The following is a 23,933-nucleotide window of genomic DNA, read 5'->3' on the forward strand; positions in this document are numbered from 1 at the left end:
CTAGCCGATGAGGCGGGAGCCGGGTGAGCGGCGCATGGCACCGGACTTGCGCAGATCGTGCGTGACGTTGACGCGCTTCAGCCAGCGGTCCGTTCCGTCGTAGCGCGCCTGGAAGGCGGTACGGCTGTGAACCACCCGGTGGTTGTTCATGAAGACGCAACTGCCCGGCTCCAGCGCGCAGTCGGTGAGGTTGGCGTCCAGCAGCTCGGCGACGGCCGTGAAGGCCCGCACGGCCTCGGCGTCCTCCGGCGGCGCAGACATGTGCGTCACGTCGAAGCACAGCAGCGGATGCGACCGCGAGCCGGACAGCACCGGCACGAGGCCGAGACCGTCGACGAGACGCGCGATGTTCTCGAACACCCGCCGGTCCTCCTCGGTGCGCACGGTGTTGTTCTCCGGCAGGTGCGAGGTGTCCGGGATGATGCGGAAACGGCTCTGGAACAACACGTCGAGGATGGCGTCGGGCAGCACCGAGAAGTCCGCCTCGGCCACGGTCACCGGCACGGAGTCCGGGTTGCGCAGCGACGACAGCAGGATGTAGTCGGCCCGGTAGGGGTGGAAGGCGTCCTCGGTGTGCAGGGTCAGCGGAGTCCTGCTGCCGGTGCCGAGCAGCGCGTGCTCGTACTCGCGTATCGGGAACACGTCGTTGACCAGGTGCCCGTCCTGCTGAGTCGCCCAGCCGAACGGCTCGCCGAGCAGTGAACCGTAGAGGAGGACGAGGATCTCCTCGGGCAGTTCGTGGTGGGTCCGCCCCTCGTCCTTCCAGTGTGCGGGGGTCGCACCGATACGCTCGTCGTCCACGACGTGTCCGCTGACCGTGCAGAAGCCGCGTAGCCGGTCCAGGGCGAAGGCGCGCAGGAACCGCCGGACTCGCCCGGGCAGGTGGCCGGCGTGCAACGGCAGTTCCTGCAGGAGCCGTTCGTCGTCGGCGGCGGGATACTTCTCGGCCATGCGCAGGGTCAGTTCGGACACCTGCCGGGCCTCGTCCGCGGTCAGCCGCAGCTCGGTCACGGTTCCGGTGTCAGGGATGAGGGACTCGGTCATGGTCGTTCTCCTCTGGTGCGGGGCTCTGGTACCCGGCCGGATCAGACGTCGAACTGGAAACCGCCGAAGGCTCGTTGTGCCGGCTCCGCCTCGGGAGCGGGTTCCGCGGGGTCCCGCAGCAGGCGCACCACCTCGTCGGTCAGCCGCTGGACCATTCGCTCCGCCGTGTCGGGGGCGTAGCGCCGGGTGTCGTACTGGAGCACCAGCCTCATGCCGTCCGCGTGCTCCACGAACTGGAACGACAGCTCGAACATGCCGACGCGCAGGGGCGTCGGCCCACCGCGCAGGGTGATGCCGCCCGGCGGGCACGGGCCGGTGTCGATGTGCGGGTACAGCGCCACCCAGACGTCGAAGAACGGCGTGCGCCCAGGGGGCCGGGGCGGGTCGAGCGCCGCCACGAGGGTGTCGAAGGCCACCTCGCTGTGGTCCACCGCGTCCACGGTGCGCCGCGCGACGTGGTGGACCAGGTCGTCCGCGGACATCCCGTCCCTGACGTCGAGCCGCAACGGGACCGTCGCGACGTGGAAGCCGACCGCGTCCTCGGCACCGAGCAGCGCCCTGCGGTCCACGGGCGTGCCCAGGCAGATGTCCGTACTGCCGGTGAGCCCTGCCAGGGTGCGCGCGACGGCCGCGGCGAGCGGCGCGAAGGGACCCGCGTGATGTCGTCTGCCCAGGTGCGTCAGTTGGCGCAGGACGTCCGGGCCGATCTCCTGGGCGGCGACGGCGGTGGCCGCGCCCGCCGGTTGCGTGCGGGGGCCGCTCACCGGCAGTGGCAACGGCGCTGGGGGCGGCGTGAGGACGCTCCGCCAGTGGGCGAGCGCGGCCTCGGGATCGGCCGGGCGGACCCCGGACGGCCTTCGGGACACCGCGTCGCCGTCCCGTCGGGTGCCGCAGGACGACGGGTCCGCGTAGGCCGTCACGAGCTGTCTCGCGAGGATCTCCAGGCTGCGTCCGTCGCACACCAGATGGTCGGCGAGCAGCAACAGGGACCAGCGCCCTCCGGTGCGCAGGAACAGCGTGGCCCGGACGAGCGGGTCCGTGGCCGGGTCGAACGGCACCGAGATCCGGTCGTCGACCAGCGCGTCGAGCCGTGCCTCACTCGGTTGCCGCGCGCCCAGGTCCACCACCTCGAAGGGCGGCTCGTCGTCGGTGAGCACCGCCCGCGGCTCACCCCAGGCCTCGACGAAACGCGTCCGCAGCGCCGGATGACGCCCGGCCAGGGCAGCCAGCGCGGCCGACAGCCGGCCGGGGTCTACGGGACCCTCGCCGTGCAGCAGGCAGGGCACGGTGTACGCGCCTGAATCGCCGTCGGCGCGCTGCCGCTCGAGCCACAGCCAGCGCGTGCTGTCGGCGACCGGGGCGCCGGGCGGCGAGGAGCCGGGCGTGGGGACGTCCGGTGGCGCGGCCGCAGGCGGATGCCCGGGAGCGGTGGACTTCACCGCGGCGGGCGAGAGTTCGGCCAGCCGGGCGGCGAGGAGCTGCGGGGTGGCCGCCTCGACGACGTCCCGCACACGGACGCGTACGCCGAAGGACTCCTCCGCGGAGACGGCCAGGGCCAGCGCGGACAGGCTGTGCCCGCCGGCGAGGAAGAAGTCGGTGTCCGGGGTGACGTGGTCGAGTTCGAGCGCCTCCGCGAACAGCGTGCACAGGCGCCGCGTCGGGTCGAGGCCGGCACGGCGGCCCCCTGCCGGGCCCGTGCGGGCGGTGTCAGAAGTCATAGTGTGTGTCGCTCCAAACAGGGCCGGGCGCCGGCGGGTTCTGGCTCGCGGACGGTGGCGGGGGGCCGGGCGGCGCGGCGTGGCCGGTGGCCAGAGCGCGTAGCGCGTCGACGACGTGGTCGACGTAGACCCCCGCCTCCGCCGCGTCGAGCAGGTGGTCGTCGTAGGTGAGGTCGAGGTGCAGCACGTCGCCCTTGACCTGGGCGTACAGCCACAGGTCGCTGGTGGCGGGCAGATGGTCGGGCGGCAGGTCCTCGACATTCTCGCTGTCGGCGCGCAGGCCCGCGTTCTCCCAGCTCACTCCCAGGTCGAGCAGCAGGCTGCGGCCCGGTCCGGCGCGCAGGGCAAGCCTTTCGGCCATGACGTCGAAGGGCAGCCGTGAGTGCTCGTACGCCTCGACGATCCTGCTCTGCACCTGGGGGAGGAGATCCTTGCCGGTCACCGCGTCGTCGAAGGTGATCCGCAGTGGAACCGCGTTGACCAGGTAGCCGATCATGTCGTCGGCCTCGGGCCGGTGCCGCAGGCCCGCGGCGAAGCCGATGACGAGGTCGGTGGCCAGGGTGTGCTGGTGCAGCGTGACCGAGAACGCGGTCACGACCTGCGCGAACGGCGTGGCGGTGGCGGCATCGAGCAGGGACGCGGGCACGGTCCGGTGGACCAGCCCCGTCCGGCCGCGGCGGCTGCGGCGGCGGGCGGGGTCCACGGGGTCGGGGCCCTCGGTGACGCCACACAGCCGCTCCCGCCAGAACGCCACCTCGCGTTCGGCCTCGGGCCCGGCCAGCCACTCCCGTTCCTCGCGGATCCACTCCTGGTAGGTGTAGGCCAGCGGAGGCAGCGCGGGCGGTGCGCCTGCCATGACCCGGTCGTACGCGGTGAACAGGTCGCGCAGCAGCACGTCGACGCTCGCGCCGTCGTAGATCAAGTGGTGGGCCGTGACGGTGAGCAGATCACCGCCGACGGGCCCCGCGAGCAGGCGCACCTCGAACAGCGGAGCCCGCTCCAGGTCGAAGCTGACCCGCCGGGCGTCCCGCAGCGCGGCGGCCACCTCCGGGCCGGCGGGGTCCGCGCCGGGCAGCTCCACGACGACCAGCGGAGGCCCCTTCGGTAACCGGTCGAGGACGGTCAGCTCCGCCTCCGTGCCCCGGGGCAGGGCCTGGGCGCGTAGCATGTCCTGCCGCGACACGACGGCTTCCAGGGCGGTGCGCAGCGCGTCGGCGTCGACCCGGCGGCCCAGCCGTACGAGATCGGAGATGAGGAAGGTATCCGGTCCCGCCCAGCGCGAGGTCAGCCAGACGCGGCGCTGCGCGTGCGACAGCGGCAGGAATCCGCTTCCCGCGGCCGCGTCGCCGGCCGGGCGCCGCGAGCCCGTGCTTCCCTCCGGCCGGTCGGCCGGCCCGGTCCGCTCGGCGAGCGCCGCCGTGAGCGCCGCCACGGTCTGGTACCGGAAGACGGTGGCCACCTTGACGCCGAGGGCGTGCGCGATGCGCGCGGCCGCCAGACTGTGGCCGCCCAGTTCGAACAGGTTCGCCTCAGGGTCGGTGACCGGGCGTTCGAGCACCTGCGCCCACACCTTGGCGACAGGTTGTTCGGCCGCCGTGAGGGGACGCGCCGGGGCCGGGGGGCCGGCGGTGGCCAGAGCCTCCTCGGGAGAGGGCAGCGCCCGCCGGTCGAGCTTGCCTCCCGCGGCCACGGGAAGCGCGGGCAGGTACACGAATGCGGCGGGCATCATGTACGCGGGCAGCCGTCCGGTCAGGTGCCGGCGCAGCGCCGCCTGGTCCGCCTCGCCCACGACATAGGCGACGAGGCGGTGTTCGCCGTCCGGCCCCGGTACGGGAAGCACGGCGGCGGTGCGCAGGCCGGGGGCTTCGGCGAGGACCGCGGCCACCTCGCCCGGCTCCACCCGGTTGCCGCGGATCTTGAGCTGGTCGTCGGCCCGCCCCAGGAACTCCAGACGCCCGTCGGGCAGCCGGCGGGCGAGGTCGCCGGTCCGGTAGGCCCGTTCGCCGGGCCGGACCCGGCTCACCACGAAACGGGCGGCGGTCAGCTCCGGGTCGCCCAGGTACCCGCGGGCCAGGCCCGCCCCGCCGACGCAGAGTTCACCCGGAGCGCCGAGCGGCACCAGCTCGCCGTGCGCGTCGACCAGGTCCACCCACTTGCCGGGCAGCGGACGGCCGATCGAGGCGTCGCCGGACGCGGTCCCGGACATACCGGGCTCGGGCGCCGGGAACACCTGCTCCACGGTGGTCAGGACGCTGTCCTCGGCGGGACCGTACTCGTTGAACAGCCGTACGGCGGGCAGGAGATCGGCGTGCCGGGCGGCCAGTGCGCGAGTCACCCGCTCGCCGCCGAGCACGACTTCGCGGACCGAGCGGAACGCCGGTCCGACCTCGTCGAGCAGCACCTGGTAGAGGCTCGGCACGAGGAGCACGTGCCTGATCGGGTGGCGGCCGACGACCGCCGCTACATCGGCGGGGGTGAGGAGTTCGTCGCGGGTGACGATCACCATGGGCGCGCCCGACCCGAGCGCGCTGAACACGTCGACGATGCCCGCGTCGGCATGGATCGGGTCGACCTGGAGGACGGCGCCCTCGGCGTCGAATCCGTAGTGACCGATACGGAACAGCACGGAGTCGACGATGCTGCCGTGCTCGACCATCACGCCCTTCGGCGTTCCGGTGGAACCGGAGGTGTAGACGACGTACGCGAGGTCGGCGGGACCCGCGGCAGGCGGTTCCCGGTCTGGCGACGGGACCGGTTCCGGCGTGGCCCCGTCGCCGAGAACCACCGTGGGCAGGCCCGCCTCCTGCGCCGTGCCCGTGAATCGCGCTGCCGTCACGGCGGCCACAGCGCCGCTGTCCCCGAGTACGGCCGCGAGCCGCGCCGGCGACTGCTGCGGATCGAGGGGCAGAAACGCCGAACCCGTCTTGAGGACGGCGAGCAGCGCCACCGGCATCCACTCGGAGCGGTCGCAGAGCACCGCGACGACGCGGTCGGGCCCGGTCGGCGCTGCGGCCGCTATCCGGGCGGCCAGGGCATCGGCCCGGCGGTCGAGCTCGCCGTAGGTCAGGACGCGGTCCCCGCAGACGACGGCCCGGCCGGTGGGCGCGCGCCGCACCTGGGCGAGAACGACGTCGAGGAGGGTGCCCGCCATGTGCGGGGCGGGCAGCGCCGGTCCGGTGCCTGCCGCGACGAGCGCGTCGCGCTGGTCGGCCGGGAGCGCCGGGACCGCGCCGACGGGCGCCGACGTGTCGGCCACGAGTGCGGACAGCAGGTGGACGAACTGTCCGGCGATCCGCTCCGCGGTCGCCGCGTCGAAGACGTCGTCGCGACAGGTGACGGCCACCTCGATCGGGCGGTCGGGGCCGGGCTCGGTGAAACTGAGCGCGAGGTCGAAGCCCTCCGCGCCGCTGTCCAGCCGGATGTGCTCGGCCGCCGGGCCCTCTTCGGTGCCCAACGGGTCGGTGCCGGAGACGGCGGCCTCGATCAGCACGTCGAAGACGGGGTTGCGCCCGGTGAACCGCTCGACCCCCAGCGTCTCCACGAGGGTCTCGAAGGGGAGGTCCTCGTGGGCACGGACCTCTCGGGCGTGCTCCGCCACCGCTGTCACCAGGTCGGTGAAACCGCGCTCGGGACCGACCGCGGTGCGCAACGCCACCGTGTTGACGAACAGCCCGACGGAGTCGGCCAGTTCGGGCCGGTCGCGGCCCGAGACGACGGTGCCGAGCACCACGTCGTCGGCCCCGCACCAGCGCAGCAGCAGGACCCGGACGGCGGCCACCATCGCCGTGAAGGAGGTGGTGCCGAGGTCGCGGCACAGGTGCTGTACGGCCAGGCTGGTGTCCTCGCCGACCGTGCGTCGGACCGTGGTCGCGGCCGAACTGCGTTCCGCGGGGCGGGCGCGGTCCAGCGGCAGGTCCGTGCCGGGCGCGCCGTCCAGGGCTCGTCGCCAGAACGCGATGGTCTCCGGGGCGTCCGGGAGACCGTGCCGGGCGAGGGCGTACTCGCCGTACTGCATGGGGTCCGGCAGCTCAGGGGCACCGTTCAGGAACCGCTGGAGGTCGCGCAGGATCACGGCGAACGACCAGCCGTCGCAGACGCTGTGATGGACGGAGAGGAGGAGCGTACCGCCGGAGCCGGAGCCGGAGCCGGAGCCGGAGCCGGAGCCGGAGCCCTCGCCCGTGGCTGAGTCCTCGGCGAGCCAGTGGGCGCGCAGCAAGGGGCCTTCGGCGGGGTCGAAGACGTGGCGCTGCTCCGCCGCGGCGATCCGCCGCAGCGGAGCGTCCGCACCCTCGGGCCCGACCCGGTGGACCTGGAGTTCGGGCCGGGCGTGGTCGGGCGTCCGCACGACCTGCCGCAAACCGTCGGGTTCCGGGCGGAACACGGTGCGCAGGGCCTGGTGGCGCCGGACCACTCGCTCGAGCGCGGTCGCGACGTCGGCCGCCGTGAAGGAGCCGGGCAGCCGGAATGCCTCCACCATGTTGTACGGGCGCAGTTCGCCGCTCTCGTACTGCTCGAGGAACCACATCCGTCGCTGGGCGTTGGACGCGGGGACCGGGCCCGGGGCCTCGGGCCAGGAGGCCTGCCCGGCGCGGGCGGCCGGCACCTCGGCCGTGGCGCGGCGCAGCAGAGCGCACAGGCCCTCGGGGGTCCGGGCGGTGAACACGTCGCGGACGGTGATGCCACCGCCGCCGGCGGCCCGGCCGAGGCGGCCCGCGAGGACGGCGGCGGTGAGACTGTGGCCGCCCGCGGCGAAGAGGTCCTGGTCCCCGGCGCGCGGCGGCACGCCCAGCACGTCGGCCCAGATGCGGGCGACGGTCCGCCCGGTCTCGTCGGTAGGCTGCCAGACCTCCGCGTCCCGGCCGGCCAGGTGCGCGAGGAGGGCCACGCGGTCGATCTTGCCGTGCAGCGTGACGGGCAGCTCGTCCAGGCGCAGTATGCGGCCCGGGACCATGTACTCGGGCAGCCCGAGACGCAACCGGCTGCGCACGGCGTCCGGTTCGACGTCCTGGTCCGAGGTGTAGACGGCCGCGAGCGCGGGCGGCCCCGAGGAGCCGGTGAGGGGCAGGACCGTGGCGGCGACGACACCGGGGACGGCGCCGAGAGATGCCTCCACCTCGCCGAGTTCGACCCGGTTGCCGTGGATCTGGATCTGGTTGTCGCGGCGGCCGAGGAAGACCAGCTCGCCCCGGTGGTCCCAGCGGCCGAAGTCGCCGGTGCGGAAGGCCCGGACGCCGGGGTGCGCGGGCAGTTCGACGAACCGGCCCGGTCCGGTCGGTTCGTCGTCGAGATAGCCGCGGGCCACGCCGGGGCCCAGGATGTGGATCTCACCGGGGACGCCGGGCGGCGCATGGTCCCCGTGCGGGGTCAGGACCAGGATGCCGAAGCCCTCCGAGGGCCTGCCGACCGGCACCGTGGTCAGCTCGGAGAAGGCCGATCCCGGGCAGATGAAGGTGACCGCCTCGATGGTGGCCTCGGTGGGCCCGTACAGGTTGGCGAAGGTGCCCACGCGCAGCCGGTCCGCCAGCCGGGGCAGCAGCCCCGCCGGGATCTCGTCGCCGCCGAGCAGCAGGATGCGGACGTCCTCGGCGGCGCCCGGGGGCAGACCCTCGGCCATCACGGCGAGCAGGGAGGGCACGCAGTTGAGGACGTTCACGCGCAGGCGCCGCGTCGTGGCCCAGAACTCCGCGGGCGAGAGCGCCTGCGGGTTGCCCATGGGCACGACGCAGCCGCCCGCCGCGAGGGTGGTGAACACCTGGTACGTCAGGGCGTCCGAGGTCACCGCCGAGAGCAGGGCGCACCGGACGTCCTCGTCGAACCCGACGAGCCGTCCCGAGGTGAGCGTCTTGTACGCGAGTTGGCGGTGGGTGAGGGCGACGGGGCGCGGAAGTCCGGTGGATCCGGAGGTGAAGAAGAGGATCGCCTCGTCGTCGGGGCCGGGCGCGGTCGTGACGACGTCGCCGGTGCCGGGGGCGGCGGCGAGCGTCCGCGACAGGAGCACTGGGAGGTCCACGTCACCGGGGAGGCCGGCGGACGCGGAGATGACGCATGAGGCCCCGCTCAGACGCAGCTGGCGGGCGACCCGCGCCGGCGGGTGCGAAGGGTCGAGGGGGACGATCGAGGCGCCCGTGCGCAGCACCGCCAGGATGGCCAGGACCAGGTCCGGTCCCTTGGGCAGCAGCAGCGCGGCCCGACGGCCCGGACCCAGCCCGTGGTTCAGGGTGAGGGAACGGGCCGCGTGCTCGGAGCGCACGGCGAGTTCGCGGTGGCTCCAGGTCACGGTGCCGTCGGCGACCGCCTCGCGGTCCGGGAAGCGGGCCGCGGCGTCGTCGACGATCCCGGTGAGGGTGGCCGCGGGGAAGGCGGGCAGGACCGGCAGGCCCGACCACCGGTCCAACTCGGCGCGCTGCGCGGGGCCGAGGACACCGAGGGTGCCGGCCGGCTGCCGGGGGGCGTGGGCGAGACTCGCGAGGGCCGCCGCCGTGCAGCCCACGAGAGCTGCCGCGGCCACCGGCGGTTCGCCGTCCGCCTCGGCGCCCAGCACCAGCCGGTCGCCGCAGCGGCGCAGGGTGAGGCACAGGTCTACGGGGCCGAGGAGCTTGCCGCCCGCCTCCTCACAGACGACACCGAGCCGGGAGAGGCCACGGCCCGCGGGCAGTCCGGCGAGCCGCAGGCGCGTGGTGACCTTCTCCCGGTCGGGCCAGGCGAGGGGCAGCGCGGATTCGAGTTCGGTGTGCAGCGCCGTCAGGAAGGCGGCGGCGGGTGCTTCGCGGTCGAGGGGGGCACAGAGGGCGAGTTCCCGCGGTGCGGTGTCCGCCGCGGCGGTGTCGCCGCTCGCGTGTGCGGGGGCCGGTACCAGGACGATGTGCCGGGACGTGTCGTCGAGAGCGGCCAGGGCGAGCCGTGCCGCGGCGACGGTCAGCAGCAGCAGGCCGGTCGCGTCGCCTCCCGCCAGGGCGTCGAGCCGCTTGGTGTCCGCGGGCTCGACGGGGCACTCCGGGATGCCGCTCGCCGGGGACACGACGTCGAGGAAGGGGACTCCGCGGCCGGCCGCCAACCGGGGGAGCCAGGATTCACTCAGTGCTTCGTCAATCAGCATTTCTCGGGCTCACCCAATCCATCGAAGATTCTGACGAACATGACGGCACCGTGAGATTCTGTGCAAGAGAAATAGATCTTGTCAATCGTCGGTCCGGGGCGTGAAGTCGATCGTTGCCCTTCTACTTGTCAGCCGTTACGATTGCCGATCATCGGCGTCCGGTGCCCTGTGCACCCATCAATTGACGGGATCTCGCATGCTCAAGTCGCAAAGGCTCGCCACGCTTCCGATCGACTCCTACGATTTGAGTGAAGAGCTGTCGATCATCGACTCGAACGATGCCGGGGGTGAATACGACGCGTTCACCTTCGGCTCCTGGTCCGCGCATGTTCTCGCCAACTCCGGGGGAAGCGACAAGGACACCTCGTTCCGGCCCTACGAGGGACAGCTTACCCAGACTGAGCTGGGACGGAAGCTTCCCGGGATCATGTCGGTCGTCACCGACAACTTCTCGCTCGAAAGGCTGCAATGGGTGCGTATATTCAGCCTCAGTGATGGAATTCTTGCGCCGCATGTCGATTTCCTCGAATTCTCCGAGCCAGGTACACGACTTCAGATTCCACTGCGCACGGACGAGGATTCCCTGCACTCCGAGGAAGGCATCGTCTATCATCTCCGGCGTGGTGAGGTATGGAAAATACACACGACTGTTCCGCACTCGGCCCGGAGTGTCTCGCCCCTGCCCAGGCTCTCTTTGTGTCTCGATTTCTCAGGGGCCGACGAGCCGATCGAAATCAGGAACTCGATTCCGGCCGAGCTGCCCGTCCGTATCATCGAACGCCCGCCGCTCTCGGACGCAGAGGTGGAGGAGCTGCTGTCCTCGGCCGAATTGACCGCGGCCACCCTGCGCACCGCCTTCCGGCGCTTCGCGGCAGTCCACTTCACGCGGCAGGCCCACGCCACGGCGGCGTTCGACTGGTTCGTCGAGGCCGCCGCACGCACCGGGGACGGCGCGCTGGTCGACAAGGCCAGGGCGTTCCGTACGTACTGCATCGAGAAGCGTGGTTACCGCGAGGCGTTCGAGTGGTGAGGGACGAGGGACAGGGGCTGCGCCCCGGGGCCGGGCAGGGCCTTGCGGTCCAGCTTTCCGTTGGGTGACACCGGCAGGCCGTCCGCGAGCCACCAGCGCACCGGCACCATGTAGTCGGGCAGCACGGCGAGCAGCGCGCGGCGCACTTCGGGGGCCGACGGCGGATCACCGGTGAGCACCGCGTGCAGCTCCACCGCCCCGTCGGCCCGCACCACCGGGAACGCCGCCGCGTCCCGCACCCCCGGGAAGTCCGTGAGGTGCGCCTCGACCTCGCGGGGTTCCACCGCGTTGCCCCGGATCTTGATCAGGTCGTCCATCCGGCCCAGCAGTTGCAGGGTCTGGTCCGCCCGCCAGACCCCGCGGTCGCGGGTGCGGTACAGGCGGGCGCCGGGTCGGAACGGGTCGGGTACGAACGCGGTACGGCTCAGCTCGCTGTCCGTGTAGCCGATGGCCACCCCCACGCCGCCGATGAAGATCTCGCCCACCTCCCCGTCCGGAACCGGCTCGCCGCGCTCGTCCAGTAGGTAGACGTAGGTGTTCCACACCAAGGCCCCGACCGGTGGCCGCGGTTCCAGGTTGCCGGCCGCACCGCTCACCGAGTGGCTGGCCACCATGTGGTTCTCGGCGGGGCCGTAGTGGTTGTGCAGGGTGATCTCAGGCCGCCGGGTGAGGAGTTCCTCCAGGGCCCCGGTCACCCGTACCGTCTCGCCCGCGCTGATGATGTGGCGCAGATGCCTCGCGTGCTCGAAGTTCGTCGGCAGCGACATGATTACGTCGACGAGCGACTGCGGGAAATCCACGACCTCGATGCGCTCGTCCACCACGTAGTCGATCAGATCCCGCGGGTCGCGCCGTACATGCGGCTCCGGCACGTACAGGCACCCGCCCGACGCGAGGGTGTAGAAGATCTCCTGCACCGAGACGTCGAACGTGAGGGGAGCGATTTGGAGGACCCGGCGCCCGCGTCCAAGACCGGAGCCCTCCACCTGCCAGGAGATGAAGTTGGCCAGGCAGCGGTGCGTCTGGACGATGCCCTTGGGGACCCCCGTGGACCCCGACGAGAAGATCACGTATGCGGGATCCTCCGGCGCCGGCCGGGCGCGGGCGCCGCACGCGGCGGAAGCGCCCGCCGGGTCCGGTGCCACCAGCTCGGCGAGACCCGTCGTCCGCGCCGCCTGCGAACCGGCGCCCGCCACCCTGGTATCGGCCGTCACCAGCAGCGCCGCACTGCTCGCGCGCAGGATCTGCGCGACACGCTCGGGCGGGTAGGTCGTGTCCACCGGCAGATACGCGGCTCCGGCGCGCAGCGTGCCCAGGAGCGCCGCGGTGAAGTCGCCCCCTGCCTGCGCGGCGATGAGCACGACGTCACCGCGGCCGATCCCGAATTCCCGCCCGAGCCGGCCCGCGACGGTGTCCGCGAGCCGGTCCAGTTCCGCGTACGTCACCGTGCGGCCCGGCTCGCGCACCGCGGGGGCCTGCGGATGCGCGGCCACCTCACGGTCGATCAGCTCCAGCACCGTGGTGACACCGATGTCAACCACCGGCCCCGCGTGCCCCGGCGGCCTCCCGGCCGTCATCGTCGCGCTCCGGCCGTGCCGGCCAGGGACCGGGTGACCTCCGCAGGGAGGAACGAGTACGGGTCCTGCGGGTCGTCGGCCGTCGCCTCGATGAAGACGTGGTGTCCGACGTCGAGGTCCCGCGCCAACTCCTCCAGCACCTCCACCATGACGAGATCCTGCAGCGCGAGACCTGTCGAGTCGTACACGGTGGTGACCGGCGACAGCCTGCGGTGCGCGTCCGGATCACGCAGCAGGTCGGGGAGCGGAGCCCCGATCTCCTCGGGGGCGAGCTGCTGGCAGTCACCCTCGGCCCGTGCCTGCTCCACGTGGTCCGGGCAGACGACCGCCGCGCGCAGAAGGTCCAGCGGCAGCTCCGTCTTGCCCGGCATGTCCGATCCGATGGTGTTGACGTGCACCCAGGGCTTGAGTGACGTGCCCCGGATGACCGGCCCCTCGTGGGGGCCGACCGAGGTGGCGGTGCACAGCACGTCGGCCCGCTCCTCCACCTCCGCGAGCGGCGCGACGCGCACCAGCCCCTCGGGCATCCGGGCCCTCGCCGCGAAGGATCGCTCCGCCCGCGCGTCCTTGTCGTGGACGAGCACCTCGGAGAACGAGAAGACGCGTGCCAGGGCGTGCAACTGCGTGACCGCCTGGGCACCGCAGCCCACCAGGCCGAGCACGGCGGAGTCCGGGCGAGCGAGCACCCGGCTGGCCAGTGCGGACGCCGCGCCCGTACGGACGGCGGTGGCGAACGTGCCGTCGACGACGGCACGAAGGTGGCCGCTGTCCGTGTCGAAGGCGCACAGTGTCGACAGGATGGTGGGCAGCTGGTTCTTGACCGGATTGTGCGGGTTGTAGGCGACCATCTTGATGGAGACCGTGGTGCCTTGGCGGACCGCCGGCATCCACTCGAGCAGGCCCAACTGCGGTGTCTCCAGCAGGAAACCGTCCCGCTGCTTCATCTCCACCGGCGCACCGGGTCCACCGGTGAGAGCCGCCTCCATGCGGGCGATGGTCAGGTCGTAGAGTTGCCCCAGTCCCACCTTCGTGACGATGGTGGCGACGGCTTCGGCGTCGACGATGTGCGTGCGCTCAGCTTGCAAGATCTCTCCCGGAGCTCAGTGTTCGGGCTGGTTCAACGGGGTCGATGGGGCAGAGGGATTCAGGTCGAGGGGCCGCGCCCGTGCCAGGACTCCCACAGGCCCGCGTAGGTGCCGTGGGCCGAGACGAGCTCCGCGTGCGGGCCCTGCTCGGTGATGCGGCCGTCCTCCATCACGACCACACGGTCCGCGTCGTATGCCGTGTGCAGCCGGTGGGCGATGGCGATGACGGTGCGCCCGCGCAGAACGCCCGCGAGTGAACGCTCCAGGTCACGTGCGGCCCGCGGGTCCAGCAGGGAGGTGGCCTCGTCCAGCACCAGGGTGTGCGGGTCGGCCAGCACCAGTCGGGCCAGGGCCAGTTGCTGTGCCTGAGCGGGTGAGACCGGCGTCTCTTCGGTGCCCAGCTCGGTGTCGATGCCGTCGGGCAGTGCCTGCACCCACGCGTCGGCCGCCACCGCTGTCAGGGCTGCCGTCACTTCGGCGTCGGTGGCGTCCGGCGCGGCCAGTGCGACGTTGTCCCGCACGGACCCGAGGAACACGTGGTGTTCCTGCGTGACGAGCGCGACATGGCGGCGCAGCTCCTCCAACGGCATTTCATGGACCGGCACTCCGCCAAGGGTGACCGAGCCGGTACGCGGCCCGTGGATGCCGGTCAGGATCCGCGCGAGCGTGGACTTGCCGGCGCCCGAGGGACCGACGACGGCGACGCGCTCACCGGCGCCGGTGCTCAACGAAACGTCCTTGAGCACGTCATGGCCGGGCCGGTATCCGTAGGCGATGCCCTCCGCGGTGAGCCGGTCGTCGGCGGGGCGGCGGTCGGTGGTCCGCTCCGGTTCCACCGCCGACTCCACGCCGATGAGACGGGCGAGCGAGGCGTCGCCCACCTGCAGCTCGTCGAGCCAGCCGAGGAGTTCGTCCAGCGGGTCGATCACGGCCCTGGTGTACAGGGTCGCGGCGGTCACCTCGCCGAGGCTCACCCAGCCCTCGATGTAGAAGAGTCCGCCGAACAGCAGGGTCGCGGCGACCGGCAGGATGTAGCCGAAGTCCATCAGCGGGAACCAGACACTGCGCAGGAACAGCGTGCGCCGCTCGGCGCGGTTGGCTCGCTCCACGTGCGCGTCCGTGCGGCGCACGCGCGGACCGGACCGTCGCAGCGACTCCACGGTGCGGGCACCGGACACGGTCTCGTTGAGCCCTTGAGTCAGGTCGGAATAGCTCGCCGCTTCGGCGAGGTAGGCGTCCCGGGCCCGTTTCAGGTACCAGCGGGTCGACCAGACGATGACCGGGACGGCGACCAGGCAGGGGAGAACCATGAGGGGACTGGTGACGGCCAGCGCCACCAACGTCAGCGCCACCGAGAGGCCCGCGACCAGGATCGAGGGCGCACCCATGCGCACGGCACGGGAGAGCGAGTCCACGTCGCGGGTGCTGCGGGTCAGCAGGTCACCGCCGCCGGCCTTCTCCACGGTGTGCAGGGGCAGCGTCAGGACCCGGCGGATGAACCCCTCGCGGATGTCGGCGAGGACGAGCTCGCCGAGCCGGGCGCCCTCCAGGCGGGCCGTGCGGGTGAACACGCCCTGCAGAATCAACAGTCCGGCGATCACCAGCACGGTGACGTCGACCCGGGTGGTGGTGACGCCCTTCTCGACCTGCTCGACCAGTTCACCCAGCAGGGCGGGGACGACCAGACCGCAGGCGGTGGCGAGGACGAACCAGAGCACGGTGCGCGTCAGCAGTCCGGTGTGGCTGCGCACGAGACCGCGTACGTGACGGCGCACCGTCTTCGCGTCGGCTACCGGAAGACTCACTGTGCGCTCCTTGGCGTGCGGCTGTCGGAAAGAACGGGGACGATGACGTTCACGCCTCCTCCCGCATCACCACGGCGGCGTACTGGGACGAGCCGGAGACGAGTTCGCGGTGCGTACCGGTCATGACGACCTTGCCGTCCTCGACGAAGGCCACCTCGTCGGCCCGGTCGAGCAGCAGCGGGCTGTTGGTCACGACCACCGTGGTCCGCTCCGACCTGGAGGTGTGGAGCCGTTCGGCGATGACGGACTCGGTATGTGCGTCGACGGCGCTGGTGGGATCGACGAGAACGAGCACCGGGGGCTGCGCGGCCAGGGCGCGCGCAAGCCGCAGCCGCTGCTGCTGGCCGCCCGAGAAACTGGCTCCCCCCTCGGAGACGACGGTGTCCAAACCGTCGGGCAGTGCCTCGACGATGTCTTCGGCGTTGGCGTCGTGCAGGGCCTGCGCCCGCACCTGATCGGAGCGTCCGCCCAGATCCTCGGCGAGGACGCCGGAGAAGAGGAAGTCGTCGTTGCGGGCCACCAGGACTAGGTCGCGCACCTGATCCAGCGGCAGGGTCTCCAGCGGCACGCCGCCGACGGTCACCCGTCCCTCGGCGTACCGGCCGAGCCGTTCGGCGATCTCGGCCCCCTCCTCGGGGGTGGCGGCGGCGATCGCCGTCATCACGCCCGGATGCACCCGCAGCCCGGACGTGGCGTCGTACAGGTCGGGCGCCTCGGAGACGACGGGCGGCGCGGTGTCGCCGGTGGGCTCCGGCTCGAGGGACAGGACGCCCACGACCCGCTTGCTCGCCACGTCGGCGCCGACGAACGACTGGACCGCCGAGGTCGCCGTGCGCATCGGCAGCATGAGGAAGGCCGCGTAGCCGTAGGCCGCGACGAGGTCACCGGCGGTCAGGTCGCCGCCGATGGTCTGGCGCGCGCCGAACCAGACGACCGCCACCACGAAGATGCCGGGCAGCAGCACCTCGGCGGCGGGCAGCACCGACTCGATCTTCGCCACGTGGACGCCCGCCTGCCGCACGCGCTGCGAGTCCTTGCGGTAGCGCTCGCCGAACGTGGCCTCGCCGCCGATGCCGCGCAGGACGCGCAGGCCGGACACGATGTCACCGGCACGGCTGGTCAAGTCGCCCTGCAGGTCGCGGTAGTTGCCGATCCGCTTGTGCAGGGGGCTGAGCAGCGGGCCGGTTCCCATCAGCAGGGCGGGGACACCGATGAGGACGAGCAGGCCGAGGGTGACCGATGTGGAGAGCAGCACCACGGCGACGAGGACGACGGTGACCGCGCTGCCGATGCCCCGGGCGAGGGCCCCGGGCAGTGCGCCGATCCGGGTGATGTCGGCCGTGCCGATGGCGACCACCTCGCCCGTGGAGACCCGCTTGGACAGCGTGGCCCCGAGCCGGGTGGCGTGCGAGGCCACCAGACGGAACGTGAGGTAGTTGGCCTTGAGCCGGCCGATGGTGTCACAGCGGTGCCGCAGCACACTGCCGACGGTGGTGACCAGGGCGAGCCCGATGATGGCACCGGTCCAGGTCCACAGACGGCCGGTGTCCTTGTCCGACACCGCGTCGATGGCCCGGCCTATGGCGAAGGGGGTCAGACCCATGCTGGCCATCCACAGGCAGCCCCAGAACACCCCGAGGAACAGCGTGCGCGACTGCCTGCCGATCAGCCATCGGAGATAGCTCCTGGGCGACCGGAGATCCGGATCTCCCAGCTCGGGCAGCGGATTGTTGCTTGGCAATGCGGTTTCCTTCGGGGTCGTCCCGCCCCGGACGGCCGGGGCGGTCAGGGGGACTGGATGGGTCTGCGGTGCGAGCGGTGCACGGTGCGCGGGCGACCGGAACGGTCCGTCAGTGGTGTGTGGGCAGCAGGGCCGTGACGAACTTCCTCAGCTCGGCCGTCACCCGACGCGGAACGTCCAGGTGGTAGAAGTGGTTGCCGGGGAACGTCCGCACCGTGGCGGGCCCGGTGGACCACTCGGCCCACCTGCGGATGTGTCCGTCGGTCACACCCTCGTCGTCCTGTCCCCGCCATGCGCCGAGAGGGCAGCGCAGGAGCGGATCCGTCTCGGGCGGGGTGTAGGTGTCACAGATGGCGCTGTCGCCGCGCAGAGGTCGCGTCACGGCGGCGGCAAGACGGCTGTTGGCGCCGACGGCCGCAGGCACGACCCCGTCCGCGACGAGTTCCGCCACGAGCTGCTCATCGGTGAGCCCTTCGATGCCCGACGGTTCACGCTGCTCGTCCGGTGCCCGGCAGGCCGAGGCGAGGAATCCGCGCGGCCAGCGGCCCTGTTGGCGCCCCAGGCGGCGGGCGAGTTCGTACCCGACCAGTGCTCCCATGCTGTGGCCGAACACGTAGTAGGGAAGGTCGAGGCGGGCTGCGAGCCGTGGGGTCAGCTCGTCGAGCACCTCGGCCATGCACGTGGCGGGATCCTCGCGCCAGCGGTTCTCCCTGCCCGGCAGCTGTACGGCGACAAGCGCGATGTCCGGGCCGAGCATCTGCTGCCAGGGGCGGAACTGAAAGGCACCGGAGCCGGCGTGGGGGAGGCAGACCAGCAGCGCCGTCGCCGTGTGGGGAGGGTCCCACTCCATCAGGGGGCCTTCGGTCATGGGCGCCGGTCTACGACGGGCAGGTGGAGGTGACACTTCTGGAGAGCGGACACACTGTTTCCCTTGTCGGTCGAAGGTGACGTGCAGAGGTAGGCGAACGGTCCGTGCTCGGCGGGTACGACGTGAATCGGGAATACGCATGCCTCCAGCGCGTTGCCAACATTCCTATCACGGGCGGGACTTGAGATGGCAAGGACGAAAATCGCCCGTCCGTCGCGTCCGTGTCCCGGCCCCACGGGAGGATGCCCCCGTTGAGTGACGGCGCACCAGGAAGTGACTCACGTCACACGAGGAGTGTGTGTCAGTGCGGGCTTCACTGGCTAGGACTTCACGGGTCAGTGGTCATTCCGACCCGGTGCCTTGCCGGCAGAGGATTCGGCGCAGGGAGACGTACCTCTGGTCGGCCGGCGTGCAAGGAGACCCCATTGCCGCTGAACAGGTGTCCAAAACCCTGCCCTCGACCGGGGCGCTGGGGTGAGCGCGTCGAGTTCTCGTGTCGATACAGCGCGACGAGGACGAGGGGATGTGTGCATGGCGCAGGGCGAACGTGGTGTAGCCGTGGTGTCGGGTGCTTCGTCGGGGTTCGGCGAGAGAACCGCACAAGTGCTGGCCCGGCAGGGGTACCTGGTGGTTGCCCTGGCGCGCAGGGCGGACCGGCTGCGGGCCCTGGCGGAGCATGACCCCGTCGGTGCGATCCTGCCGGTGGTGGCCGACGTCCGGGACCGTGAGGGTCTGGACCGGGCCCTGAACCAGTTGCCCGAGGACTTCCACGACATCTCGGTACTCGTCAACAACGCCGGCCAGTCCCGCGGATTCGGACCGCTCCAGTCGGGACGGGACGACGCCTGGCGCGAAATGATCGACACCAACATCACCGGTCTGCTCAACGTGAGCGGTCTGGTCCTTCCCCGGATCGTTGCCCGCGGGTCGGGCCATGTGGTGAACATTGGCTCGATCGCGGCGCATTACCCCTACCTGGGCGGCAACGTGTACGCCGCCACGAAGGCGTTCGTGCATCAGCTCTCGCTGAACATGCGCGTCGACCTCCAGGGAACGGGTGTCCGGGTGAGCTGTGTGGCACCCGGCATGGCGAAGACCGAGTTCGCCAAGGTGCGTTACGACGGTGACGAGGAGCGTGCGAACGCGCTCTATGCGGGACTTGAACCGCTCACCGCCGAGGACGTGGCGGAGGCGGTGTCGTGGTGCCTGGCACAGCCGGCCCGGGTCAACGTCAACATGATCGAACTGATGCCGTCCGAACAGCACTTCGGACTCGGCTTCGCGGGGAGCCCGCCCGCCTCGCCCGGCGGTACGGATGACGTCTGAGCTGGTGCGTACCGTTCCCCGGCACATGAGCCCGCGGAACGGCCTCGTCGCACGACCGGCATGCCGCGGGGAAGCGGAACACATCGCGTCCCTCTCCGCCCCGTTCGTGGAGAAGGGGCTGCTGATAGACCGCACGACAGACGAACTCGCCCAACGCATCGAGCAGTTCGTAGTCGCCTGCGAAGGGGGTCGGGTCGTCGGATGCGCAGGGACGGCTCCGCTCGGCGCGAGTCTGGTCGTCTACAACCTCTGCATCGCGGCCGATTGCCAGGGCCGGGGAATCGGCCGGACCCTGGTCGGCCTGGCCGCGAACACCGGCACGGAGCAGGGGTACCAGTCTCTGCTGGCTCTGACCCGGTACCGCGGAGAATGGTTCAAGAAGCTGGGGTTCTCGAACGTCCCGGCGAGCGAGACCCGTGATGAATGGCGCGCTCTGTTCCGCCCCGGCCGCAGGTCGAGCCTCTACCGGTTGAGACTGGCCTTCGACTCGTCCAGAGACTGAAAACATGCCCGTGTGCCTGCTCAAGCAGACCTAGGAGTGACACAGTTGATAATCTGCGGGTTAAAACTCACACATGACGGCGCTGTCGCCCTGCTCGACGACGACCGCCTGATCTTCAGTGTCGAGATGGAGAAGCTGGGAAACGGTCCGCGCTACAGCACCGTCGCCGACTTCAGCCTGATCCCTCAGATTCTTTCCGACTTCGGCTACAAGCCCGAGGACGTCGACGAATGGGTGGTCGACGGCTGGGACGGCGACGTGTCCGGCACGGTCTCCCTGCTCGACCAGGGTGCGCCCACCGAGATCGTGGTCGGCCCTTACCGTGAGTCGCCGGCCTGCCCGGCACTGGACGTGCCGAGCGTCTCGGGCATCTTTCCCATGGACGGCGCGACCTACCCGTACACCAGCTTCCCGCACGCGGCGGGGCATGTGTCGAGCGCCTACGTCTCCAGCCCCTTCGCGCGGCGCGGCGAGGCATCCTTCGTCCTCGTCTGGGACGGCGGCCTCTTCCCGCGCCTCTACTGGGTCGACCCGCGCGAGGGCGTGCAGAACCTGGGCGAGCTCTTTCCGATCCTCGGTCACGCGTACGCCATCGCCGGACACCACTTCGGCCCCTTCCGCAAGACGGTGCAGTCACCCACCGTCGACGACCTCTCGGTGGCCGGCAAGCTCATGGCCTACATCGCGCTGGGACAGCCGGACGACGCCGTGACAGCCGTGCTCCGCGAGGAGTTCCACCGCATCTTCGAGAGCGACGAACCGGCCGCGGTGGAGTACCGGGCGACCGTCGGCGGGTACGGCAGCCTCTTCGAGCGATCCGTGCCGCCCGTACACGAGTTCTTCTCCGCGGTGCGCGCCCGGGTGTCGGAGAACGGCGTGCGCGACGAGGATGTGCTCGCCTCCGTGCACGTCTTCTTCGAGGAACTCCTCGTCGAGCGGATCACCGCCAAGGTGACCGCCGCCGGCAAGGGCAAAGCGCCGTGGAACCTCTGCTTCGCCGGCGGCTGCGCACTCAACATCAAGTGGAACAGCGCGCTGCGCGCAGCGCCGGTCTTCCGCGACGTGTGGGTCCCGCCCTTCCCCAACGACTCGGGATCCGCCATCGGCGCGGCCGTCCTCGGCCGGACGCAGCACGTCGGTCTGACGGCGCTCGACTGGCATCCGCGGCTCGGCCCGGCGCTGACCCCGTCACCCGAACTGCCGGCCGGCTGGACGACGTCGGCCTGCACCCCGGAGGAACTCGCCGGGATCCTCCACGGGACCGGGGAGCCGGTCGTCGTCCTGCACGGCCGTGCCGAACTCGGCCCCCGCGCGCTGGGCGGCCGCAGCATCCTGGCGGCGCCGGTCAGCGCGGCCATGAAGGACGAGCTGAACCGCATCAAGGACCGTGAGCCCTACCGGCCCGTCGCGCCCATCTGCCTGGAGGAGGAGGCCCCGAAGATCTTCTCGCCCGGCACGCCGGACCCGCACATGCTCTTCGACCACGAGGTACGGCCGGGCTGGGAGGAGCGCATCCCCGCGGTCGTCCACCTCGACGGGACCGCGCGGCTCCAGACGGTCGGCCGGGGCGACGACGACGTGCTCTCCAGCGTGCTGTCCGCCTATCACCGGCTCAGCGGCATCCCTGTGCTGTGCAACACCAGCGCCAACCTCAACGGGCACGGCTTCTTCCCCGACGTCGCGTCCGCCGCGCGGTGGGGCCGGGTCTCCCGGATCTGGAGCGACGGGACGCTGTACCGGCGGACCGACGGTCGTACGGAGGCGTGAGACTCCGAGAACGCCCGGATGCCGCCGCCCACGGCACGGCCGAGGTGCTCGTCGCCACGCTGCCCCGGCTCAGCGAACTGTACGGACGGACGGTGGTCGTGGTGGCGGGCGATCACGTCCTGGGCGACGACAAGCTGCGGCACGCGTTCTGCGGCGACATCGCGTTCCTGCGGTACAGCGGGGTGCGGGCCGTGATCGTGCACGACCACGGCCCGCACCCCCCGGTGAGCCCGCCCGACGACCCGGTCGCGCTGCGCCGCTACGTCGCGGGGTACGTGCAGCGCCGGTTGGTCGGCAGCCTGGGCGACCACACCGTGCCGGCGGTCGGCATCACGGGGGAGGACGCCCGCACCTTGGTGGTGGGGGACGGAACGGACGTGCAGGCCGATCCGGGGGTGGTGCGGCTGTTTCTCGGCACCGGCCACATTCCGGTGGTGTCGAGTGTGGCGTACGACTCGGGCGGCGGCATCCGGTTCCTGGGCGCGGTCACGGCGGCCGTCGCACTCGCCGACGCGCTACAGGCCGCTCTGGTGCTCCCGGCGGGAGCCGAGGGTACGTGCGACGCGGCCGCGTCCGTCGTCGACATGTCGGTTCCGCATGCCGTGCTGAGGCATCTCCACCGTCTGGACGGCGAGGGTGAGAGCGGCCCCGGGGCGGTGTCCGGCGGGTGACGCGGACGTGGCAGGCGCGGTGCACTGGTCGAGGGGAGGGATGGCAGGCTGTCAGGGCCGGGGCTCCCTGCCCAGGAGCAGAGTGACGAAGCCGAGGGTGCCACGGTAGCCGTGGAGCCAGGCGGCGCGGTGCTCGGCCGCGGCATCGAGGGCCTGGACGCGGTCCGGGTGATCAGGGTGGTCCAGGGCCCACCGGGACAGGGAGCCGGTCCAGGACCACTCGTAGTCGTCCCACTCCTGCAAGGTGCTCACATGTCCGTAGAGGGGCACCCAGCCCTCGGACACCACCCGGTCGACGGTCGTGGCGAGGCCGTCGTACTCGTCCGCGGTGAAACCGCAGTCGAGGGTGCGGCGGTCCGGTTCGCGCTCCCAGAAGCCGTCGCCGACGAGTACTGTGCCGCCCGGCACGAGGTGGCTTTCGGCTGCCTTCAAGGTGGGGAGCAGGCCGCCGAAGGCGTGGCTGGCACCGATGCTCAGGACGAGGTCGTAGCCGTGGGGCGAGCGGAACTCGGCGGCGTCTTGCGCGTGGAAGGCGATCCGGTCGCCGGTTCCGGCCGCGCCGGCCGAGGCCTGGGCTGCGGCGATGGCGTCGGCGTCGTTGTCGACGCCGTCGGCACGCAGGTCCGGGCGGCCGGCCTGCGCGCGCAGCAGCCAGGTGCCCGATCCGCAGCCGAGATCGAGGAGACGGGCGGTGCCGTGAGGGACGGCCCGGTCGAGCAGCGTCCGAACGGACGCGTCGCTCAGCGGCGCGGCGATGGGGTGCAGGGTGTGGGCGAGGGAACTGATCTGTCGGCGGTGCATGACAGCAGTCTGCCTACCGCCTGCGTCAGGGCTGTCCAGGCGCCCCGCGGACGCGGGCCGGTCGACCCGAAGGAGTGTGGTGCGGTTGACAGCCAGTGAGCCCATTCCAACTTCAGACGACGGCCGATCGACGCTGTGCCACGGACATCTGGTAGACCCTGGCTGTGACGTTCTTGGCGGTGGTCGAGGGTGATACGGGCGGATGGCGCATCGATCGAGATGCGCTGACAGACGCGATCCGTGCCCGGTGGTCCGAGGTTGGGATCGACTCGATGCACCGCGGCGAAGTACGCAGCCTCATATGGCAGTTCAAGACGGAGAACGGCCCAGGTGAGGCGTATCTGCACGAGGACGGTACCTGTCTGTACACGGACGTCCGGGAGGAAGACGCGATCTGGTTGGCGATCGTCTTCCGCAGGCTGACGCCCATGGACCTTGACCTGGTGTTCTGCGATGAGGGTTACACCTTCGACGTTCGCCTGCGGGCGGGAACGACCGAGGCCGAATTGACGGACCTGGTGAATGCTGCGGGTTGAGCTCGGTCCGTGGCAGCGAGTTGGAGGACCGGGACGGCTTGGACGAGGCTCGTGATCCGGGTCGTCGAGCAGCGGAGTTCGCGGAGGGGACGCCAGGACTTGAGGGTGGCGACGGCCTGCTCGACCAGCGCACGGATCTTTGCGTGGGACCGGTTGACGGCCTGTCGGCCTGTGGAGAGGCTGTCCCATCGGCTGCGGTAAGGGAGGCGGATCATGCCGTGCTTCTTGTGTTTGCCCGAGTAGAACGGGCGATCGGCGGCGATTCGGTCGATGGTGTACCGCTCGGAAAGTCATCGCTGCAGGTGCGTACCCATGTCCTGGAGCGTCGGTAGCAGCTGGGATGCGGTCGTGGTGATCGTCTCGCTG

Annotated in this window: 15 protein-coding genes and 1 pseudogene; 6 read left to right on the top strand and 10 right to left on the bottom strand. The window is 71.5% G+C overall.

Annotated elements, in window-relative coordinates; translation table 11 throughout:
• The 3 genes from gntD to AOK11_RS00395 are packed head-to-tail and all read right to left on the bottom strand — an operon-like array spanning position 1 to position 9,858.
• Entirely contained in the window at positions 1–1,044 is a 1,044-nt protein-coding gene (gntD, locus tag AOK11_RS00385; protein WP_055591583.1) for a guanitoxin biosynthesis L-enduracididine beta-hydroxylase GntD, read from the bottom strand.
• A gap of 41 nt (positions 1,045–1,085) precedes the next feature.
• The gene (locus tag AOK11_RS00390; protein ID WP_055591584.1) at positions 1,086–2,762 is read right to left on the bottom strand and encodes a condensation domain-containing protein; all 1,677 of its coding nucleotides are present in this window, start codon (positions 2,760–2,762) and stop codon (positions 1,086–1,088) included.
• Positions 2,752–9,858 carry a non-ribosomal peptide synthetase gene (locus AOK11_RS00395; RefSeq protein ID WP_055591585.1) on the bottom strand — a complete coding sequence of 2,369 codons (7,107 nt, stop codon included), beginning with the start codon at positions 9,856–9,858 and terminating at the stop codon, positions 2,752–2,754. Before AOK11_RS00395 ends, AOK11_RS00390 begins: the two co-directional genes overlap by 11 nt.
• 196 nt (positions 9,859–10,054) lie before the next feature.
• Here AOK11_RS00395 and AOK11_RS00400 point away from each other — a divergent pair, with 196 nt between their 5' ends.
• A complete protein-coding gene (locus tag AOK11_RS00400; RefSeq protein ID WP_055591586.1) occupies positions 10,055–10,888 on the top strand; it encodes a putative nonproteinogenic amino acid hydroxylase in 834 nt (277 codons plus the stop codon).
• Here AOK11_RS00400 and AOK11_RS00405 read toward each other — a convergent pair.
• The 5 genes from AOK11_RS00405 to AOK11_RS00425 all read right to left on the bottom strand — a co-directional run bounded on the left by AOK11_RS00405 (position 10,864) and on the right by AOK11_RS00425 (position 17,964).
• Positions 10,864–12,429, bottom strand: coding sequence for an amino acid adenylation domain-containing protein (locus AOK11_RS00405; RefSeq protein ID WP_055591587.1), 1,566 nt, complete (start codon positions 12,427–12,429; stop codon positions 10,864–10,866). The two genes, AOK11_RS00400 and AOK11_RS00405, sit on opposite strands and share 25 nt — an antisense overlap.
• 32 nt (positions 12,430–12,461) lie before the next feature.
• Positions 12,462–13,550: an ornithine cyclodeaminase family protein gene (locus AOK11_RS00410; RefSeq protein WP_107098453.1), complete on the bottom strand. Its 1,089-nt coding sequence runs from the start codon at positions 13,548–13,550 to the stop codon at positions 12,462–12,464.
• A gap of 59 nt (positions 13,551–13,609) precedes the next feature.
• Complete coding sequence (locus AOK11_RS00415) at positions 13,610–15,355, bottom strand: ABC transporter ATP-binding protein (RefSeq protein WP_055591589.1); 1,746 nt, start codon at positions 15,353–15,355, stop codon at positions 13,610–13,612.
• A 49-nt stretch (positions 15,356–15,404) separates the two neighbouring features.
• Positions 15,405–17,096 (bottom strand): ABC transporter transmembrane domain-containing protein, encoded by a 1,692-nt coding sequence (locus tag AOK11_RS00420; RefSeq protein ID WP_055591590.1) that lies wholly within the window; start codon positions 17,094–17,096, stop codon positions 15,405–15,407.
• Positions 17,097–17,205: 109 nt separating this feature from the next.
• On the bottom strand, positions 17,206–17,964 hold the full coding sequence (locus tag AOK11_RS00425; RefSeq protein WP_055591591.1) for a thioesterase II family protein: 759 nt from the start codon (positions 17,962–17,964) through the stop codon (positions 17,206–17,208).
• A 531-nt stretch (positions 17,965–18,495) separates the two neighbouring features.
• Here AOK11_RS00425 and AOK11_RS00430 point away from each other — a divergent pair.
• From AOK11_RS00430 to AOK11_RS00445, 4 genes are read left to right on the top strand one after another with little or no spacing between them, the layout of a single operon-like run.
• On the top strand, positions 18,496–19,290 hold the full coding sequence (locus AOK11_RS00430; protein WP_055591599.1) for an SDR family NAD(P)-dependent oxidoreductase: 795 nt from the start codon (positions 18,496–18,498) through the stop codon (positions 19,288–19,290).
• 25 nt (positions 19,291–19,315) lie between these two features.
• A complete protein-coding gene (locus tag AOK11_RS00435) occupies positions 19,316–19,792 on the top strand; it encodes a GNAT family N-acetyltransferase (protein WP_055591592.1) in 477 nt (158 codons plus the stop codon).
• 36 nt (positions 19,793–19,828) lie between these two features.
• Positions 19,829–21,559 (top strand): carbamoyltransferase N-terminal domain-containing protein, encoded by a 1,731-nt coding sequence (locus AOK11_RS00440; RefSeq protein WP_240497157.1) that lies wholly within the window; start codon positions 19,829–19,831, stop codon positions 21,557–21,559.
• Entirely contained in the window at positions 21,556–22,230 is a 675-nt protein-coding gene (locus AOK11_RS00445; protein WP_055591594.1) for an amino acid kinase family protein, read from the top strand. The genes AOK11_RS00440 and AOK11_RS00445 overlap by 4 nt, the downstream gene beginning before the upstream one ends.
• Before the next feature lie 51 nt (positions 22,231–22,281).
• On the opposite strand, the gene AOK11_RS00450 is transcribed toward AOK11_RS00445, so the two are convergent.
• A complete protein-coding gene (locus AOK11_RS00450) occupies positions 22,282–23,031 on the bottom strand; it encodes an SAM-dependent methyltransferase (RefSeq protein ID WP_055591595.1) in 750 nt (249 codons plus the stop codon).
• Positions 23,032–23,195: 164 nt separating this feature from the next.
• Here AOK11_RS00450 and AOK11_RS00455 point away from each other — a divergent pair, with 164 nt between their 5' ends.
• The gene (locus tag AOK11_RS00455; protein ID WP_055591596.1) at positions 23,196–23,567 is read left to right on the top strand and encodes a hypothetical protein; all 372 of its coding nucleotides are present in this window, start codon (positions 23,196–23,198) and stop codon (positions 23,565–23,567) included.
• Here AOK11_RS00455 and AOK11_RS38815 read toward each other — a convergent pair.
• Positions 23,492–23,839 (bottom strand): annotated as a pseudogene (locus AOK11_RS38815) (transposase family protein); the annotation flags it as partial. The gene AOK11_RS00455 and the pseudogene AOK11_RS38815 sit on opposite strands and share 76 nt — an antisense overlap.
• Between the last annotated feature and the right edge of the window lie 94 nt (positions 23,840–23,933).

It is taken from the genome of Streptomyces hirsutus, assembly GCF_001418415.1.
Taxonomy (GTDB): Bacteria; Actinomycetota; Actinomycetes; order Streptomycetales; family Streptomycetaceae; genus Streptomyces; species Streptomyces hirsutus.